The following is a 16,859-nucleotide window of genomic DNA, read 5'->3' on the forward strand; positions in this document are numbered from 1 at the left end:
CGCTCACCCGATCGCCGTCAGCCAGACGACGCCCGCGCCGCCCGCGCCGCCCGCGCCTGGCGTCGTGATCGCCGCCCCGCCTCCGCCGCCGCCCGCGCCATAGAGACCGCCGTCCGCGCCGGCCCGACCCGTGGTCGAGGCGACTCCGCCGCCGCCTCCGCCGCCGCCGCCCGCCCAGGACAAGGCCGCCAGCGGCGAAGGCTGGCCGACCAGCCCCGCCGTCGTCCGCCCCAGTCCGCCCGCCGCGCGCACATACAGAACCGCGCCGTCGCCGCCGTTTCCGCCGCTGAAAGCGACATTGGCCGCGCTGACCCCGCCGCCCGCGCCGCCGCCGCCGGCTCCATCCGGGCGGTTAAAGGCCTGCCCCGCGCCGGCCGTGGCTGTGAGCGACGAATTGCCGCCGGCATTGGACCCGATCAAACCAGCACCGCCGATCCCGCCCAGACCCGAGGCGGTATTGCCCGCCGCGCCGCCCCTGCCGCCCTCGCCCGTCAACAGCAGGACGCCGCCGAGCGACACTGTCGAGTTGCCGCCCGGCCCGCCGCTCGAGGCGACGCCGGCGCCCGCCGCGCCGCCCGCGCCAACGACCACCGCCAATCCGCCGGACAAGACCTCGGCCGGCCAACAGGCAGCGACCGCACCGCCCGCGCCCCCGCCTCCGCCGCCATGACGCGCGGTTCCGCCCGCCCCGACCGCGCCTGCGCCGCCGCCCCCGCCGCCGCCCACGCAGACCGCTTCGATCCAACGCGCCCAGGCGGGAGGAGTCCAACCGCCGCTGTTCGTCAGGACCGCAGTTTCACGACGTGTCGCCCCCTGTGGGAACCACAGACGCCCAGTCGCCCGGTCCGCCGCAAAGGCCTCGCGCCAGGTCCCACCGTCGGCGCTGACCTTCAGCCGCAAGTCGTCATCGCCGACCAGCCCCAGTTCGGCCCGACCGCCCCAGCCGCTCTGGAACAGCAGGGACAGAACGTCCGACGCCCCCTGCTTGTTGAAGGTGAAGCGCAGATCGCCGTCGCCGCCGCTTTCGCTTTCCAGCGCCGTCCACAGGGCCTTGTTCAGCCGAGCAGCCACGACATTCGCGGCGTCGGCTTCGGTGTTCACACCCAGACGGGTCAGATTCTGCAGGACCGTCGTCGTCTCGCTTCCGCCGCTCGACAGCGGCGACCAGACGCCCCCACGACGAACCAGCACCTCATCGCTGTCCAGCACCACCGCCAGCAGGCCGTCAGGTGTGTCGAACGACAGCCAGCCGCCCGTCTCGGCGCGCATCAGGCTGCCCGCCGGCCGTCCGGCCCAGTCCGCGCCCGTCGCACCGGGCGGAAGGATGTAGAGGGCGCCATCGGCGGGCGCAGCCGGCTGCTCAGTCGTCGTGCGGCTGACCACCGCCGTCTGCGTCAGGGCGTCCAGGCGCGTCAGCGCCTCGTTCAGGGTCACATGTTTCTGCAGTTGTCCGGCCGCCAGATAGGGCAGGCCCAGCCGCGCGCTGGCGTCGTCGCTCATCGAAGATCTCCAAGGATTGGAGGATCAGTCTGCCGAGGCCCGCTGCTACGGTGCGCTGAAGGGCGCGGCGACGCCGCAAACCCGGGAAATCAAAGGGATTGGCCCGCGTGATTGTGCGCGAGGTTCCTTCTCGAGCACGCAGCGCCCCTCGACATGCGCCGCCCCGGTCGGATAGGCCAAGCAGGCGGTCCGCCGCATCAGTCTGCAAGGAAGTCCGCTTGATCTCCCCCCTGAAGGCCGCGATCCATCTGGCGGCGTTGGGCCTTCTGGCCGCGCCCGCCGCCGTCGCCCTGTCCGCCTTGACGGGCATCGGGCACAGGTGGACCGATCTTCTGGCCCAGTTCACGGCCCCGGCCCTGGCCGCGACCCTGGCTCTGACCCTGCTTTACGCCTTGATGCGGCTGCGTCCGGGCATGATCGCGGGCCTCGGCGTCACCGTCCTGCTGATCCTGGCGGTCTGGCCTCAATGGCTGCCGCGGGGAGGCGCCCTGCCCCGCGAAGGCGCGCCGACGCTGACCCTCTACTCCGCCAATCTCTGGGCTCGAAACACCGACGTCGAGGCCATCACCCGTTCCATCGCCGAAGCCAAGGCCGACATCGTGGTTCTGGTCGAACTGGGCGACGCGCCTTCGGCCCAGTTGGATCGCGTGCTGGCGGGCTATCCCCACCGCGTCCTCAACGCCCGCGTGGATCGGCCCAGCGGCGCGGCCCGCGCCGCCATCGCCTCGCGCTATCCGCTGACCGCCATCGCCGACCGGCCCGACGGCCTGGTCTCCGTCGCCGCCGTGGCCCAGACGCCGCTTGGCCCCGTCAACATCATCGGCGCCCACCTGACTCGGCCCTGGCCCTTCCAGTATCAATGGGGGCAGATCAATCAGGCCACGGCCCTGGCCGCCATCCGCCGCGACATGACCGGCCCGGTCATCGCGGCGGGCGATTTCAACAGCGTGTCCAGCGCCCGCATCGGTCGTCAGGTTCAAACCGAAGCCGGCCTGATCCCCGCCCCCGGCTGGCCCGGCACCTGGCCCTCGGCTGCACCCTCGGCAGTCGGCATGACCATCGACCAGGTCTGGCGCTCGTCCGATCTGGCCCTGCTGGAACGCAGGCTGGGCCGCAAGACCGGCTCGGACCACCGCCCGGTCATCACCCGCTTCACGCTGGCGACACCAGCGCCCTGAGCCTGTCTTCATGGCCGTGATCGGGGAAGTCGTCCGCGATCCAACTCGCCTCGAAGGCCTTGAGCACCCGCCCTGTCTCCGGCCCCGGCTTCAGCCCCAGCCGCGCCAGGTCGCGCCCGCCAACTGGCAGGGACGGTCGCGACCAGTCCTGCGCCAGGGTTAGCAGACGCCGCGCCGCTTCCGGGTCGCCTCCCGCCGCCCAAGCCCGCATGACGCGATCCTCAAAGGCCTGTCGCCCATCGCGATAGATGACCGTGCGGGCCTGCCGGTCGGTCAGTCCTGGACTCGCTTTGCCGCTGACCGCCTCGACCAGCCGGTCGCGCTGAGCGTTGGACAGGCGCAGGCGCCGCGCGACCTCGGCCACCCGCGCCGGATCGGCGGGCAGCAGGGCTGACAGGCGCAGCACAGCGTCCCCGCTGACCGCCGTCATGGCCTCGAACAGCGTCAGATCGGTCGGCGGCACGACGCGCCCCAGCACCCCCGCCTCATCCATTAGCTGCACCGCCGGGCGCGGATCGGGCGCGGCCAGCAGCTTCAACAGTTCCTTGGACACCCGCTCGGCCGACAATCGCTCGACGCCCTCGGCCAGGGCCGCACAGGCCGCCACCGCCGCCGCGTCGGGCGCGCCGCGTCCATACCAGGCATAGAAGCGATAGAAGCGCAGGATGCGCAGGTAATCCTCGCGGATGCGCCCCTCGGGCTCGCCGACAAAGACAATCCGTCCCGCCATGGCGTCGTCATATCCCCGCCCCGTCGGATCCAGAATGACGCCGTCCGCGTCAGCGTAGAGGGCGTTCAGGCGAAAATCGCGCCGCCCCGCGTCCTCGACCCAGTCGATCGTGAAGGCCACGGTGGCGCGCCGCCCATCGGTGGAGACGTCACGGCGCAGGGTGGTGATCTCGAACGGCTGATGCTCGGACAGGCCCGTCACCGTGCCGTGCTCGATGCCGGTCGGGACCGAGCGCAGGCCGGCCGCCTTCAGCGCCGCCACCACGGCGTCGGGCGTCAGGACCGTAGCGATGTCGATGTCGTCGATGGGCGCACCGATCAGGGCGTTGCGCACGCAGCCGCCGACGAAGCGGGCGCAGTCCGGCCCGCCCGCCGCCGCCAGCGCCGCCATGACCGCCCGCGTCGCCGAAGCCGTCAGCCAGTCTTGCCCTTTTAGCCGATGGCTCACGCGGCGTCCTCGGCCGCCGCCGACAGGGGCTCGACCTCGTCGCCGTACAGCCGCCCGAACAGGCCCTTCAGAATGCCCGCCGTCACGCCCCAGATGTAGCGATCCTCGAACGGCATGGCCCAGAACCAGCGACGGGGCGCCCCCTCGGGATCATAGAAGTCGCGGCGGTGATTGACCGGGTCCATCAGGAAGTCCCACGGCACCTCGAACACCTCGGCCACCTCGTCCGGCGAGGGCGCGACCTGGGGCGGGGACCTCAGCCAACCGACCACCGGCGTCACCAGAAACCCGGTTCCCGTCTCATAGGGATCGCCCAGCCCCAGCAGTTCGACCACGCCAGGGTCCAGCGCCACCTCTTCAAACGCCTCGCGCAAAGCCGCCTGCCCCGCCGTCTCGCCGGGGTCCAGCCGTCCGCCGGGAAAGGCGATCTGGCCGGTATGGCTGGCCAGACTGTCCGACCGCCGCGTCATCAGCACCGTCGGGCCGTCATCGTGCATGATGATGGGGATCAGGACCGCTGCGGGCCGCAGTTCGCGCGCCGGACGCGCCGCGCCGGGGTTCAGGTCATAGTCGGAGCGAGTGGCCGTTCGCTCGGGCGTCCATGACGCCACCGGGTCCAGCCGCGCCTCCAGCCGCTTCCTCAGACTGTCGCAGCTCATTCCACGCTCCCCAGGCAGAAGGCTTCGCCGCCGGACCGCACCGCCAGCCGCCCGTCCGCCGCCTCGGCCCGCTCGACCAGTTCATAGAAGACCGAGCGCGCGATCCGCGCCCACAGGTCGGCCCGCACATGGACGCGCGGCGACGGCTCGCCGGTCACAGCGTCGGTTTCGACCACGATGGGATGGTCCGCGCCCGCCTCGACCACGTCCCCGACGTCGGTCGTGAAGCTCAGAAGGCCCTCGCTCGCCTGCATCGTCACGGCCCGGAAGGGCAGGTCCTCGACCTTGATCTTCAGTTTCTCGACCGGCGTGACCAGGTGATAGCCGTCCGGGTCCTTTCGCAGCACCGTCGAGAACAGCCGCACCAGTTCGGCCCGACCGATGGGCGAGCCTTCGTGCATCCACACTCCATCGGCGCGGATCAGGATATCGATGTCGCCGCAATGCTCGGGGCGCCACAGATGCACCGGCGGCAGGCCGCGTCCGGGCGCCTGGCGCGCGGCTTCGGCGACGCCGGACAGGCCGGGCGGTGTCGCGGAGTTCGTCATGGGCGAACTATGGGGCGCGTCGCCCGGCAAAGGAAGCGTCGTCCGCCCTCAGGCGACGGGACGAACCGCCCCGACCGGAGCAACCTCGGTGATCGGCAGCCACATGACCCGGCGACGATCCACCGGCCCCGACAGGACGGCGTCGGGCGCAGGCAGGAAGCCGAAGCGCGAGAAATAGGGCGGATCGCCCACCAGCAGCACCCCGTCCAGCTTCATCGCCTTGGCTTCCTCGATGCAGGCCTGCACCAGATCCGCGCCCAGCCCGCCGCGACGGCTGGCGACGTCCACGGCGATGGGGCCCAGGAAGACCGAACGCGCCGCGCCGACCGTGATCGACCACAGCCGCACCGAGCCGATCAGGCGCTCGCCTTCAAAGGCGCAAAAGCCGGCCGCCAAGGCCGCAGCCTCGCGCAGCCGCTCCGCCGTCTTGGCGAAACGGCCGGGACCGAAGGCCCCCAGCACCAGGGCGTCGATGGCCGCAACATCGCCCGATCGTTCTCGCAAAATGCGGACCGGCGTTACGGCATCAACAGGAACTGGGGCGGCGACGGCGTTCATGCGCGGCGCCTAGCCCCCCTGCCCCCTCGAATCAATCGCGATTGCGAGAAATCAGCCCGCTTTGGTGAAATCCGGCGCGCGTTTCTGGCTGAAGGCCATGAAGGCCTCCATCGCCTCGGGGCTGCGCATCTGCGAGCCGAAGGCGTGGGCCTCGCGCTGCATCAGGGACCACAGGGTCTCTGCGTCGCGCATCAGGGCCTTGGTCTTGCGGATCGAGTTGGGCGCCCGCGCCGCCAGCTTGTCGGCCAGTTGACGCGCCGTCGTCTCGACCTGATCGACCGAAACCGCGCGGTTGGCCAGGCCCCAGGCCAGGGCCGTACGGCCGTCGATGGCCTCGCCCAGGGCGAACAGCTCGAAGGCCCGCTGATGGCCGATCGTGGCCGGCAGCAGCAGCGACGATGCCGCCTCGGGCGCCAGGGCCAGGTTGACGAAGGGCACCGACAGCAGGGCGTCCTCGGCCACCACCACCATGTCGCAATGCAGCAGCAGGGTCAGGCCGATGCCCACCGCCCGACCGCGCACCGCCGCCACGGCGGGCTTGTCCAGATCGGCCAGGGCCTTGAGGAAGCGGAACACCCCCATCTCGACCAGATCGCCGCTGCTCTGCGAGCCCAGGGCGATGAAGTCGGCGATGTCGTTGCCCGCCGAGAAGGAGTCGCCCTCGCTGCGGAACAGGACCACGCGCACGGCGTCGTCGGCCTTGGCCCCTTCGACGGCCTCGGCCAGGGCCGAATACATGGCCTGGGTGATGGCGTTCTTCTTGTCCGCCCGATTGAAGGCGACGGTCAGGACGCCGCCGTCCAGTTCGATCTTGATGTGTTCGCTCATTGTCCCGCCTCCACAAGGGTCCACCAGTCGACGCCCGCTTCATCGCGGTTGCGCCGGGCCCGCCCTTCGCGGACCAGATAGTTCAGATGCGCGATGGCCTCGCCCGTCGCCATGCTCAGCACGTCGTCGCCTACCGGGCGCGCGAACAGCGCGGAAAACACATCGACAGCGCGCGAGGGCGTCTTCAACGTCCGTTCCAGCCGCTTCAGCGCCACCTCATGGCCCCGGATCAGGGCCTCCAGCCGGGTGGTGACGCCATAGAAGGGCTCGCCGTGCGACGGCAGGATGAACAGGTCGCCCGGCAGCCGCGCCTTCAGCGCCTCCAGCGAGCGCAGCCATTCGCCCAAGGGATCGCCCTCCGGCTCGGTTGGCCAGACGGAGACGTTGGAGGAAATGCGCGGCAAAATCTGATCGCCCGCCAAGAAGACCCCGTCGCGTTCACGCCACAGGCAGACATGTTCCGGAGAATGGCCCTCGCCGATCACCACCCGCCAGTCGTCGTCGCCGATGCGCAACACATCGTTTTCGGCCAGACGCAGATAGGCCGAGGGCAGAGGCGCCACCGCCTTACCGAATCCGCCGTATCCGGTGCGCCAGCGGGCGATCTGTTCGTCGTTCCACCCGGCGGCGCGATAGAAGACCTCGCCCTCGTCCGGGGCCGGCTGGCCCGTATCGGCCAGCAGCATCCGCCCGGTCACATATTCCAGCCGCGACATCATCAGCGGCGCCTTGAAACGCTCGCACAGCCAGCCAGCCAGGCCGATATGATCCGGGTGCATATGGGTGCAGATGACGCGCTTGATCGGCTTGCCGCCCAGCGGCCCGGCCAGCGCCGCCTCCCAGCCCGCCTGAGACGTGCCGGTCTTCAGCCCCGTGTCCACCAGGGTCCAGCCGTCGCCGTCCGCCAGGGCGTAAACATTGATATGGTTCAGGCTCAGCGGCAGGGGCAGGCGCATCCACAGCACGCCGGGCGCGACCTCGACCGCCTGACCGACCTCCGGCGCACCGCCCAGCGGATAGGTCAGCCCCCGCTCCACGCGGCTATCTGGTCCCGGGACGCCGTCGGCCAAGTCCGTCTCCTATCGAAACCATCTCTTTATGGGGCGAATGCCGATGCGTCCATCGCCTTGACCCGGCCTCTTTGGAACGGCAGGACGTTTCCTCCCTTTGACAGGAGCGTCACCCGTGGCTCTGTATCCCCGTATTATGGCCGTGCTCGCCGCGGTCGCCCTGACTTCGACGATGGCTGCGCCTGCATTTGCGCAGCGTACTTCCCCCCAAGATCCCAATCAGCCGGAAGTTCACGAAGGCTCCACTGGCCGCACCAGCCGCGGCCGCCAGCCGCGCGCCGCGCGCGCGCCCAGCGACGCCGAGGTCCGCGCCACGGTTCAGGGTTACCTGACCACCCTCGGCAACACCTGCCAGTTGACCGAAGCCAAGCTTCTGGGTCAGGCGCCGGACAAGACTTCGGCCTATGAAGTCGCCTGCGCCACCGGCCCAGGCTACATCGTCCTGAGCACGACCCCGCCGCAAGCGACTGACTGCCTGGTTCTCGCCAACTCGGCCGCCAACGCCCGCGCACGTGACCCGCAGGCCGACGTCGGCACGGTGTGCGCCATGCCCGCCAATGACAACGGCCCGGCCGTGTTTGAAGCCTATGCGCGGGAAGCCGGCATGGACTGCGTGATCGACGGCGCAGGCATCGCCGGCGCCGCCGCCGACGGCGCCATCGTCTATGAGATCGGCTGCACCAACGCCGACGGCGCTCGCATCCAGAAATCCGCTTCGGGCTGGACGCGTTCGTCCTGCTTCGAACTGGCCTCGATCAACGCCGCCTGCAAGTTCACCACCCCGGCTGAACAGGCCGCCACGCTGAAATCCTGGCTCACTGGCAGCGAAGCCGCCGCCTGCGACGTGCAACAGGCCCGTTTCATGGGCCAGAACGCCAACGGCGTCTTTTACGAAGCGACCTGCGCCGGCGCCGACGGCGTCATCGTCCGCTTCAACGCCGAAAAGGCTGTCGCCCAGGTCTATCCCTGCGCCACGGCCCAACAGATCGGCGGCGGTTGCAAGCTGACCACGACGCCTCCGGCGGCCGCGCCGCAAGCCTAAACGACGCACCATCGCCAACGAAGCGCCGCCGGAGCGATCCGGCGGCGTCTTTGTTTTCGGCGAGCCCTTTTCGCCGAACGCGACGCGCCTTAGCCTTGGGCCATGCGCATCGCCACCTGGAACGTGAACTCGGTCAACGCCCGCCTGCCCACCGTGCTGGCCTGGCTGGAAGCCGCCAATCCTGACGTCGTCTGCTTCCAGGAAATCAAATGCGTGGACGAGAAATTCCCGCGCGAGGCCTTCGAGAGCCTGGGATACAACGTCGAGACCCACGGTCAGAAGACCTATAACGGCGTCGCCATCCTGTCGAAGTTCCCGCTGTCCGACATCCGGCGCGGCCTGCCCGGCGACGACGCAGACGAACAGGCCCGCTATCTGGAGGCCCTGATCGAGGCCCCGGTTCCGGTGCGCGTGGCGTCGATCTATCTGCCCAACGGCAATCCGCTCGGCACCGAGAAATTCCCCTACAAGCTGGCCTGGTTCCAGCGTCTGCACGACCACGCCAAGGAACTTCTGGCCTTTGAAGAGCCGCTGGCCCTGTGCGGGGACTACAACTGCATCCTGACGCCCGACGACGCCGCCAAGCCCGAGGACTGGGTCAACGACGCCCTGTTCCAGCCGGAAACGCGCGCGGCGCTGAACGCCATGAAGTGGCTGGGCCTGTCCGACGCCCATGACCTGGGCGGCGAGCCCAAGGGCACCTATACCTTCTGGGACTATCAGGCCGGCGCCTGGCAGAGGAACAACGGCATCCGCATCGACTACGCCCTGCTGTCGCCCCAGGCCACGGACCGCTTCCGGGGCATCGAGACCCATCGCGAGGCCCGCGACATGGAAAAACCCAGCGACCACGTCCCCGTGGTGGTCGACCTCGATCTGGAGGCCTGACCCATGGGCGAGACGTTCAGGGTCATCCTGCTGATCGCCCTGACCGCCGCCTTCCTGACGACCGGCGCCTTGCTGCTGTCCTGGTGGATGGAGTCCGAACGACGGCTGAAGCGGGCTTTGGTGAAGACGCTGGGGGTCAAGGCTGACACCGAGGCCCTGTCGCCCGCCGAGGGCCGCGCCGCCGGCCTGGACTTCGACGGCGGCCAGGTGGTGGTGCTGTGGCAGCGCGGATCGCAAGGCCTAGTCTACGCCTTCGATGAGGTCGAGGGCGGCGAGATCATCGTCGACGGCCATGTCGTGGCCCGCGCCCGGCGCGGCGCCTTACGCAAGGATCTGGACGTCGTCGTGCCCGAGGCCGAACAGGTGGTGCTGCGCCTGATGTTCGCCGACGCGCGCAATCCCGAGTTCGAGATGGCCCTGTGGAACGCCGACCTGCCGGCCTCGACCGGCTCGCCCACCGAGGCCCTGCGACTGGGGCGCCGCTGGTTGTCGCACGTCGAAGCCCTGATGAAGCGCTGATCGCCCTTCCCGCCTCCCTCGCGGAAGGCTAGAACCCCCGCCTCTACTGTTTACCGTGTTTCTCAGGAGCCCGCCGTGGCCCGTCTCTTCGACGCCTACATCATCGCCGACTGGACCGCCGCCGAAGGCAAGAAGTTGGGCGAGCAGACCCTGTGGGTCGGCGTCGCCAAGCGCGACGTGCGCTTCCGCCTCTATACCGAGACCCACAACGTCGCCACGCGCGCCGAGGGCGAAGCCCTGATCGCCGACCTGCTGGCCGAACACCGCAAGCGCGGCGACCGCGTTCTGGTCGGCTTCGACTTCGACTTCGGCTTCCCCGCCGGCACGGCTGCACGGCTGAAGCTGGATGGTCGTCCGTGGGACGCCATGGGCAAGTTCCTGGCCGCCAACATCGTCGACAAGGCCGACAACACCAACAACCGCTATCAGGTCGCGGCCAAGATGAACCGCCTGATGACCGATCAGCCCTGGCCCTTCTGGGGCGCGCCCGCCAGCCAGGCCCAGCGCTGGCTGACCACGACCAAGCCGCCCGAGGGCGCCGGCGCCGACATCCCCGAGTTCCGCGCCACCGAACTGGCCGCGCGCAAGGACAAGCTGCCGCCCAAGAGCGTCTGGCAGATGCACGGCGCGGGCGCCGTCGGCGGCCTGACCCTGCTGGGCGTGCCCATGCTGCGCCGCCTGCTGGACAAGCTGGGCGCCTCCGCCGCCGTCTGGCCCTTCAACACCGGCTGGCGCGAGTTGACCGAAGCCGACATCGAGCCCCTGTCGGCCGTCGTGGTCGAGGTCTGGCCCGCCCTGTTCGACGCCAAGCGTCAGGTCAGCGCCGAGGGCGTCAAGGAATACAAGACCCAGGCCCAGGTCCGCACCGCCGCCGAAGCCTTCGCCCAGATGGACGACGCCGGCACGCTGCAAAAGGCCTTCGCCCCGCCGAAGACCGCGGACGAAGCCCTGGTGGCCCAGGTCGAGAACGAAGAAGGCTGGATTCTAGGGGTCTAGGCCTCCGCCTCCTTTTACTTCCTTATTCTTCCCTTCTCCCCTTGCGGGAGAAGGTGGCCCGTTAGGGCCGGATGAGGGGTTGCGGGACGTTCAACTCGCGCCCTTGATCTGATGTAGCGAGACCCCTCATCCGTCTGCCTTCGGCAGCCACCTTCTCCCGCAAGGGGAGAAGGAACAGACTCAACCGATCAGCACCCGCGCCGCCGCCCGCGCCTCGTCGGTGATCTCGGCGCCCGACAGCATGCGGGCGATTTCTTCCTGACGAGGATAAGGCTCTAGAACGTCGATGGAGGTGCGGGTATGGCCATCCACGTCGGCCTTGCGGACCTTCCAGTGGGCGTGGCCGCGTGAGGCGACCTGAGGGCTGTGGGTCACAACCAGGACCTGGGCGCCGTTCGACAGACGCTGCAGGCGCCCGCCCACAGCCTCGGCCACGGCGCCGCCGACACCCTGATCGACCTCGTCGAAGATCATGACGGGCTGGCGCTGATCTTCGCGACTGGCCAGAGCCGCCTTCATGGCCAGGGCGAACCGGGCCAGTTCCCCGCCCGAAGCCACGGTATCCAGCGGGCCGAAGGGCGTGCCCGCATTGGTGGCGACCTCGAAACGGACCGTCTCCACGCCCAGCGGCCCGCGACGGCCCTCGATGGGCTCCAGGGTCACGCGGAAACGGGCGCGATCCAGCTTGAGCGGCCCCAGTTCGCCCATGACGGCGGCGACCAGACGATCCCCCGCCGCCTCGCGCGCCGAGGTCAGCAGCATGGCGGCCACGTCATAGGCCTCGATCGCCACGGCGACGTCGCGGCGGGCGTTGGTCAGGGCCTCGGCCCCGTCCTCGATCAGGCGAAGTTGCTCGCGCAGGCGAATGCGCAGGCCCGGCAGGGCGTCGACCGTGGTGTTCAGCTTGCGGGCGGCCGCGCGCAGGCTGAACAGGCGCTCCTCGGCCTTGTCCAGACGACCCGGCTCGAAGTCGAAGGCGTCAGCGGCGGCGTCCACGGCGGCCACGGCCTCAGTCGCCTCGACCAAGGCGCGGTCCACGGCCTCGGCGGCCAGGCCCAGCTTGATGATGATGAGGTTGTCGCCCTCGGCGCCCGCCTGAACGGCGCGCTGGCGGGCGTGTTCAACGGCGCGAAGGGCCGAAGCCAGTCGCTGGCTCAGCTTGTCCCCGCCCAGCAGGTTGCGGGCGTCGGCCAGATCAGCCACGGCCTTTTCCGCCGCGCCCAGAATAGCGCGCTCGCCGGCCAGTTCGGTTTCCTCGTCCGGCTGCGGGTCCAAGGCGTCGAGTTCCGACAGGTTGAGCGCGATCTCCTCGGCCTTGGCGGCGGCCTCGGCGGCCGAGGCCTCCAACTGGTCCAGATGCGCTTGCGCCGCCTTCAGCCGTTCGGCGGCGGCGGCCACGCCCGACAGCTGGGGCTGCAGTCCGCCATAGTTGTCCAGAAGCGCGCGGTGGGTCTTCCAGTCCAACAGGCCGACCGTCTCGTGCTGGCCATGCACCTCGACCAGCAGGGCGCCGATCTCGCGCAGGGCGGTGACGCCCGCCGGCTGATCATTGACATAGGCCCGGCTGCGGCCGTCCGCCGAGACGACGCGGCGCAGGATCAGTTCCTCGCCCGGCGCGACCTCGAAGCCGCGCTCGGCCAGAAGGGCGATCAGGGCCTCGTCGTCGGGAGCGGTGAAGACGGCGGTGGCTACGGCCTGCTTGGCGCCGGAACGCACCAGGCCCGCGTCGCCGCGCGCCCCCAAGGCCAGACCCAGGGCGTCGAGAATGATGGACTTGCCGGCCCCGGTCTCGCCGGTCAGCACGGTCAGCCCCTGCCCGACCTCCAGGTCGAGGGCGTCGACGAGGACGACGTCACGGATCGAGAGAGTGGTCAGCATGGGCCAGCTTGATTCGACTTTACGCCCCACTGTAGCCGGAAACAGAAAGGGAACGCAGCGTCTTTCAGCATGCGTTCCCTCTATTGCCCCCTATGGCCCTGTCAGGCCAGCTTAGCCGGGGATGATGCGCTGCAGCCAGCTTTCGCGCTTGGCTTCCGGTTGGACATCGGGGCGGGCGCCGCGCTCGGTCAGCAGGGCGTAGGCCTCGGCGTACCAGGGGCTGCCCGGATAGTTGTGGCCCAGGACGGCGGCGTTGCGCGTGGCCTCTTCTGTCAGGCCCAGGGCGACGTTGACCTCGACCAGGCGATAGAGGGCCTCGGGCGTGTGCGAGCTGCGCTGGAAGGCTTCGTTGTTGATCACGGCCTTGTAGCGGTTCAACGCCGCCAGCGGCTGGTTGGCGCGCTGATAGAAGCGGCCCACGGCCATTTCCTTGCCGGCCAGCTGGTCGTTGACCATGTCGATCTTGACGCGGGCGTCGGTGGCGTAGGGCGTGTTGGGATAGCGCCGCGCCACGTCGCGCAGGCCAGCCAGGGCCGCCTCGGCATAGGCCTGGTCGCGGCCCACATCGACGATCTGCTCGAAGTTGCAGATGGCGCGCATGTAGAAGGCGTAGGCCGCCGACGGATTGCCGGGGAACAGGGCGATGAAACGGTCGGCCGCCGCGATCGCGTCCTGATAATTATTGTTCTGATAATAGGCGTAGACCTGCATCAGGATCGCGCGGCGCGACCACTCGGAATAGGGGTGCTGACGCTCCACTTCCTGGAAGTAGTCGACGGCGTCGGTCCAGCGCTTGGACTGCAGGCGCTGATAGCCGGTGTTATAGAGCATCTCCACCGGACGCTCTTCATAGGCCAGCTTCTGGCGCGGCTTGTTCCCGGCGCAGGCGGAAACCGTCAGGGCGGCGACGGCGACCGTCATCAGGATCAGGCCGGAACGGGACTTCGAAGCGGGCAAGGGCGACCTCTTAAGATGCCTTGGTCACAGCGCACCCCCGGTGCGCCGCTGTCGTTACGGGGACCTCTATAGCAGCGACAGCGACCATGCCAATGCAGCGAAATCCGTCATGACGGGTTGATGCAAAACGATCCGCTGCTAAAGAGCGCGTCCAGAAACGACTGCGCTCATTGGCGCAGCGATGACGGCAAAAGGATGACCGGTAATGAAGCTGCTCTCTGGCAATTCGAACCGGACTCTGTCCCAGGCCATCGCCAGCCACCTCGACATGCCTCTGACCAAGGCCCAGGTGAAACGATTCGCCGACAACGAGGTTTTCGCCGTCATCGAGGAGAATGTTCGCGGCGAGGACGTCTTCATCATCCAGTCGACCTCCTATCCGGCCAACGACAACCTGATGGAGCTGCTGATCATGACGGACGCCCTGGTGCGGGCGTCTGCGCGACGGATCACGGCGGTCATGCCCTACTTCGGCTATGCCCGTCAGGACCGGAAGACCGGCGGCCGCACGCCCATTTCGGCCAAGCTGGTCGCCAACCTGATCACGCGCGCCGGCGCCGACCGCGTCCTGACCATGGATCTGCACGCCGGTCAGATTCAGGGCTTCTTCGACATTCCGACCGATAACCTGGTGGCGACGCCGGTTCTGGCTCAGGACGTCAAGGACAACTATCCGCGCGGCGACGACCTGATGATCGTCTCGCCCGACGTCGGCGGCGTGGTGCGCGCCCGCTCCCTGGCCAAGCGCCTGGATGCCGACCTGGCCATCGTCGACAAGCGCCGCCCCAAGGCGGGCGAGAGCGAGGTCATGAACATCATCGGCGACGTCGAAGGTCGCCGCTGCATCCTGTTCGACGACATCGTCGATTCGGGCGGCACCCTGGTCAACGCGGCCCAGGCCCTGATCGACCGCGGCGCGACCGAGGTCTCGGCCTATATCAGCCACGGCGTCCTGTCGGGCCCGGCCGTCCAGCGCGTCACCAACGGCCCGCTGAAGGAGCTGGTGATCACCGATTCCATCGAGCAGCCTGACGAAGTTTTGAACTGCTCGAAGATCCGCACGGTTTCCGTGGCCCCGCTGATCGGCGAAGCTATCCGCCGCATCGCCAATGAGGAATCGGTCTCGAAGCTGTTCGATTAACCTTCGAATAACCATTCCCTCAGCGATATAAGACGCATCAGTTTCATGGGCGCGCCCGCCCTGGTTTCAGGGGCGCGCCCCGCGTTTGATTTGAGGGAAGCTCGCCGATGTCCCAGGCCTTCTTGCGCCGCGGCCTGACCGTCGCCGCCATCGCCGCCGCCGCCGTCCTGGCCAGTTGCTCGACGCCCGAACCGGAAGCGCCGCCTCCGCCGCCCCCGCCGCCCTTGCCCGCGGTCAGCCTGAACGAAGGCGTGGCCCAGGCCGCCTCGGTCTATGTCGCCTTTGTGCGCGAGGTCAGCACCATCCAGGGCGGCTTCACCGACGCGGAATCCATCCAGGCCGCCATCCGCAAGGGCGCCGCCTATGAGCCCGGTCAGCTGTCGCGCGGCATGATCGCCTACGGCTCCATCCTAGCGCTCCAGTCGCCGGAATATGTCGCCGGAGTGCGCCAGTTCGCCTCCACGCCCGCCCTGCGCCAACAGATGATCGCCAGCATCGTGGCCGACCCGGCCTATGCCGCCACCCTGCCCGGCGCCGATTCCGCCGCTGGCCTGATCACCGCGACCATGGGCAAGGATATCGCGACCCTGACCGCCATCGCCGAGGCCGTGGAAGGCGACGCCTATACGATCCAAGAACGCCGCGACCCGCGTCGCCGTTGGGCCGTGACCCCGATCCCTCATCGAGAGGCCCGCCTGGAGGGCGCCAAGACCCTTTCGGTGTCGCAACTGCCGTCAGCCGAGGAAAGCGCCCGCCTGTTCGCCGCCGCCAACAGCGGCGCCGGCCTGAACCTGACCCCGGCCCAGCGCGGCGCGCCCTTCACGCCCGCCGTGGTCAACTCCCTGGCCATCGCCGCCCTGGCCGCCCTGGGCGCCGCAGGCGACGACGCGCGGACCAATACCGAGGCCCTGTCGACCGAATCGAACAATGAGTTCTGCCTCAGCATGTCGAAGCTGATGCTGTTCCAGTGCCTCGCGGCGTCGCGCCCCAGCTATGAAGACATGTTCTGCACGGGCCGTCACATCGTGCGCGACCTGGCGACCTGCACGGCCCAGTATACAGGCCCTGTGCCGGTTTCGACGGTGCCGGCCGTCACCGTCGCCGAGACCCCTCCGCCCCCCGGAAGCGGCACGAGCTGACATCACGGCGGGCTGAAACGACCGGGGCGGTTGCGTCCTCCCCCTGATCCGTGTAATAGCCCGCCCTCTTGAATTCGAGGGTTCATGACCCCGCTGCGCGGGCCCCGGTTGGCGCGGCGTTACTGTTGTTATTGAGGCGAGCCCGATGGCCGAGATCATTCTGAACGTTGACGTCCGTGAAGGCGCAGGCACCGGCAGCGCACGCGCTGTCCGTCGCTCGGGCGCTGTGCCCGGCATCCTGTACGGTGGCGACAAGGCCCCCGTCTCGATCTCGGTGAACGAGAAGGACTTCCGCAAGTCGCTCTACACCGGCAAGCTGCTGGGGCACCTGGTGACCCTGAAGTACGGCGAAGAGACCCAGCCGGTCATCGCCAAGACTGTTCAGTTCGACCCGGTGTCGGACCGTCCGCTGCACTTCGACCTGATGCGCGTCGACGCCAAGGCTCCGCTCAAGATCGAAATCGCCGTTCACTTCAAGAACGCTGACGAAGCCCCCTTCTCGCGCGCCGGCGGCATGCTGGAAGTCGTCCGTCACTCGGTCGAGATCCTGGTCGCCGCCGACCAGATCCCGGAAGAGCTGGTCGTTGACCTGAAGGGTCGCGAAGTCGGCGAAACCATCCGCATGTCGGACATCGTCCTGCCGAAGGGCGCCTCGGCCACCATCACCGACCGCGACTTCGTGATCGCCACGATCAAGAACTCGGCTGCTGGCCAGTCGGACGCCGGTGACACCACCGCTGAAGCCGAAGCCTAAGAGGTTTCTTCTTCGGAAGATTTCAGC

Annotated in this window: 17 protein-coding genes; 8 read left to right on the forward strand and 9 right to left on the reverse strand. The window is 68.9% G+C overall.

Annotated elements, in window-relative coordinates; all coding sequences use genetic code 11:
• Window positions 1–3 precede the first annotated feature (3 nt).
• The gene (locus ACR9FL_RS11795; protein WP_436355718.1) at window positions 4–1,500 is read right to left on the reverse strand and encodes a DUF2793 domain-containing protein; all 1,497 of its coding nucleotides are present in this window, start codon (window positions 1,498–1,500) and stop codon (window positions 4–6) included.
• Between the two features lie 218 nt (window positions 1,501–1,718).
• Here ACR9FL_RS11795 and ACR9FL_RS11800 point away from each other — a divergent pair, with 218 nt between their 5' ends.
• On the forward strand, window positions 1,719–2,678 hold the full coding sequence (locus ACR9FL_RS11800) for an endonuclease/exonuclease/phosphatase family protein (RefSeq protein WP_436355719.1): 960 nt from the start codon (window positions 1,719–1,721) through the stop codon (window positions 2,676–2,678).
• Here the strand turns inward: ACR9FL_RS11800 and ACR9FL_RS11805 are convergent.
• The 6 genes from ACR9FL_RS11805 to ACR9FL_RS11830 are packed head-to-tail and all read right to left on the reverse strand — an operon-like array spanning window position 2,653 to window position 7,518.
• Complete coding sequence (locus ACR9FL_RS11805; protein ID WP_436355720.1) at window positions 2,653–3,855, reverse strand: CCA tRNA nucleotidyltransferase; 1,203 nt, start codon at window positions 3,853–3,855, stop codon at window positions 2,653–2,655. The genes ACR9FL_RS11800 and ACR9FL_RS11805 overlap by 26 nt on opposite strands.
• Entirely contained in the window at window positions 3,852–4,514 is a 663-nt protein-coding gene (locus ACR9FL_RS11810; protein ID WP_296173852.1) for a CoA pyrophosphatase, read from the reverse strand. Before ACR9FL_RS11810 ends, ACR9FL_RS11805 begins: the two co-directional genes overlap by 4 nt.
• Window positions 4,511–5,062, reverse strand: coding sequence for a DUF1285 domain-containing protein (locus ACR9FL_RS11815; protein ID WP_436355721.1), 552 nt, complete (start codon window positions 5,060–5,062; stop codon window positions 4,511–4,513). Before ACR9FL_RS11815 ends, ACR9FL_RS11810 begins: the two co-directional genes overlap by 4 nt.
• Window positions 5,063–5,110: 48 nt before the next feature.
• Entirely contained in the window at window positions 5,111–5,620 is a 510-nt protein-coding gene (locus tag ACR9FL_RS11820) for a GNAT family N-acetyltransferase (protein WP_436355722.1), read from the reverse strand.
• A gap of 51 nt (window positions 5,621–5,671) precedes the next feature.
• Window positions 5,672–6,448 carry an enoyl-CoA hydratase gene (locus ACR9FL_RS11825; RefSeq protein WP_436355723.1) on the reverse strand — a complete coding sequence of 259 codons (777 nt, stop codon included), beginning with the start codon at window positions 6,446–6,448 and terminating at the stop codon, window positions 5,672–5,674.
• On the reverse strand, window positions 6,445–7,518 hold the full coding sequence (locus ACR9FL_RS11830; RefSeq protein WP_436355724.1) for an MBL fold metallo-hydrolase: 1,074 nt from the start codon (window positions 7,516–7,518) through the stop codon (window positions 6,445–6,447). The genes ACR9FL_RS11825 and ACR9FL_RS11830 overlap by 4 nt, the downstream gene beginning before the upstream one ends.
• A gap of 115 nt (window positions 7,519–7,633) precedes the next feature.
• Between ACR9FL_RS11830 and ACR9FL_RS11835 the strand changes: the two genes are divergently transcribed.
• The 4 genes from ACR9FL_RS11835 to ACR9FL_RS11850 all read left to right on the forward strand — a co-directional run bounded on the left by ACR9FL_RS11835 (window position 7,634) and on the right by ACR9FL_RS11850 (window position 10,963).
• Complete coding sequence (locus ACR9FL_RS11835) at window positions 7,634–8,560, forward strand: hypothetical protein (protein ID WP_436355725.1); 927 nt, start codon at window positions 7,634–7,636, stop codon at window positions 8,558–8,560.
• 102 nt (window positions 8,561–8,662) lie between these two features.
• Entirely contained in the window at window positions 8,663–9,448 is a 786-nt protein-coding gene (locus ACR9FL_RS11840) for an exodeoxyribonuclease III (RefSeq protein ID WP_436355726.1), read from the forward strand.
• Between the two features lie 3 nt (window positions 9,449–9,451).
• Window positions 9,452–9,967 (forward strand): hypothetical protein, encoded by a 516-nt coding sequence (locus tag ACR9FL_RS11845; RefSeq protein ID WP_436355727.1) that lies wholly within the window; start codon window positions 9,452–9,454, stop codon window positions 9,965–9,967.
• A gap of 75 nt (window positions 9,968–10,042) precedes the next feature.
• On the forward strand, window positions 10,043–10,963 hold the full coding sequence (locus ACR9FL_RS11850; RefSeq protein WP_436355728.1) for a cobalamin biosynthesis protein CbiG: 921 nt from the start codon (window positions 10,043–10,045) through the stop codon (window positions 10,961–10,963).
• 180 nt (window positions 10,964–11,143) lie between these two features.
• Here ACR9FL_RS11850 and recN read toward each other — a convergent pair whose 3' ends face one another.
• Window positions 11,144–12,841 (reverse strand): DNA repair protein RecN, encoded by a 1,698-nt coding sequence (gene recN, locus ACR9FL_RS11855; RefSeq protein WP_436355729.1) that lies wholly within the window; start codon window positions 12,839–12,841, stop codon window positions 11,144–11,146.
• Between the two features lie 111 nt (window positions 12,842–12,952).
• The gene (locus tag ACR9FL_RS11860) at window positions 12,953–13,762 is read right to left on the reverse strand and encodes an outer membrane protein assembly factor BamD (RefSeq protein WP_296173914.1); all 810 of its coding nucleotides are present in this window, start codon (window positions 13,760–13,762) and stop codon (window positions 12,953–12,955) included.
• 241 nt (window positions 13,763–14,003) lie between these two features.
• Here ACR9FL_RS11860 and ACR9FL_RS11865 point away from each other — a divergent pair, with 241 nt between their 5' ends.
• The 3 genes from ACR9FL_RS11865 to ACR9FL_RS11875 all read left to right on the forward strand — a co-directional run bounded on the left by ACR9FL_RS11865 (window position 14,004) and on the right by ACR9FL_RS11875 (window position 16,832).
• On the forward strand, window positions 14,004–14,939 hold the full coding sequence (locus ACR9FL_RS11865; RefSeq protein WP_296173871.1) for a ribose-phosphate pyrophosphokinase: 936 nt from the start codon (window positions 14,004–14,006) through the stop codon (window positions 14,937–14,939).
• A gap of 107 nt (window positions 14,940–15,046) precedes the next feature.
• The gene (locus ACR9FL_RS11870) at window positions 15,047–16,078 is read left to right on the forward strand and encodes a hypothetical protein (protein WP_436355730.1); all 1,032 of its coding nucleotides are present in this window, start codon (window positions 15,047–15,049) and stop codon (window positions 16,076–16,078) included.
• A 145-nt stretch (window positions 16,079–16,223) separates the two neighbouring features.
• On the forward strand, window positions 16,224–16,832 hold the full coding sequence (locus ACR9FL_RS11875; RefSeq protein ID WP_296173876.1) for a 50S ribosomal protein L25/general stress protein Ctc: 609 nt from the start codon (window positions 16,224–16,226) through the stop codon (window positions 16,830–16,832).
• Window positions 16,833–16,859 lie beyond the last annotated feature (27 nt).

It is taken from the genome of Brevundimonas sp. CEF1 (genome assembly GCF_051353055.1).
Taxonomy (GTDB): domain Bacteria; phylum Pseudomonadota; class Alphaproteobacteria; order Caulobacterales; family Caulobacteraceae; genus Brevundimonas.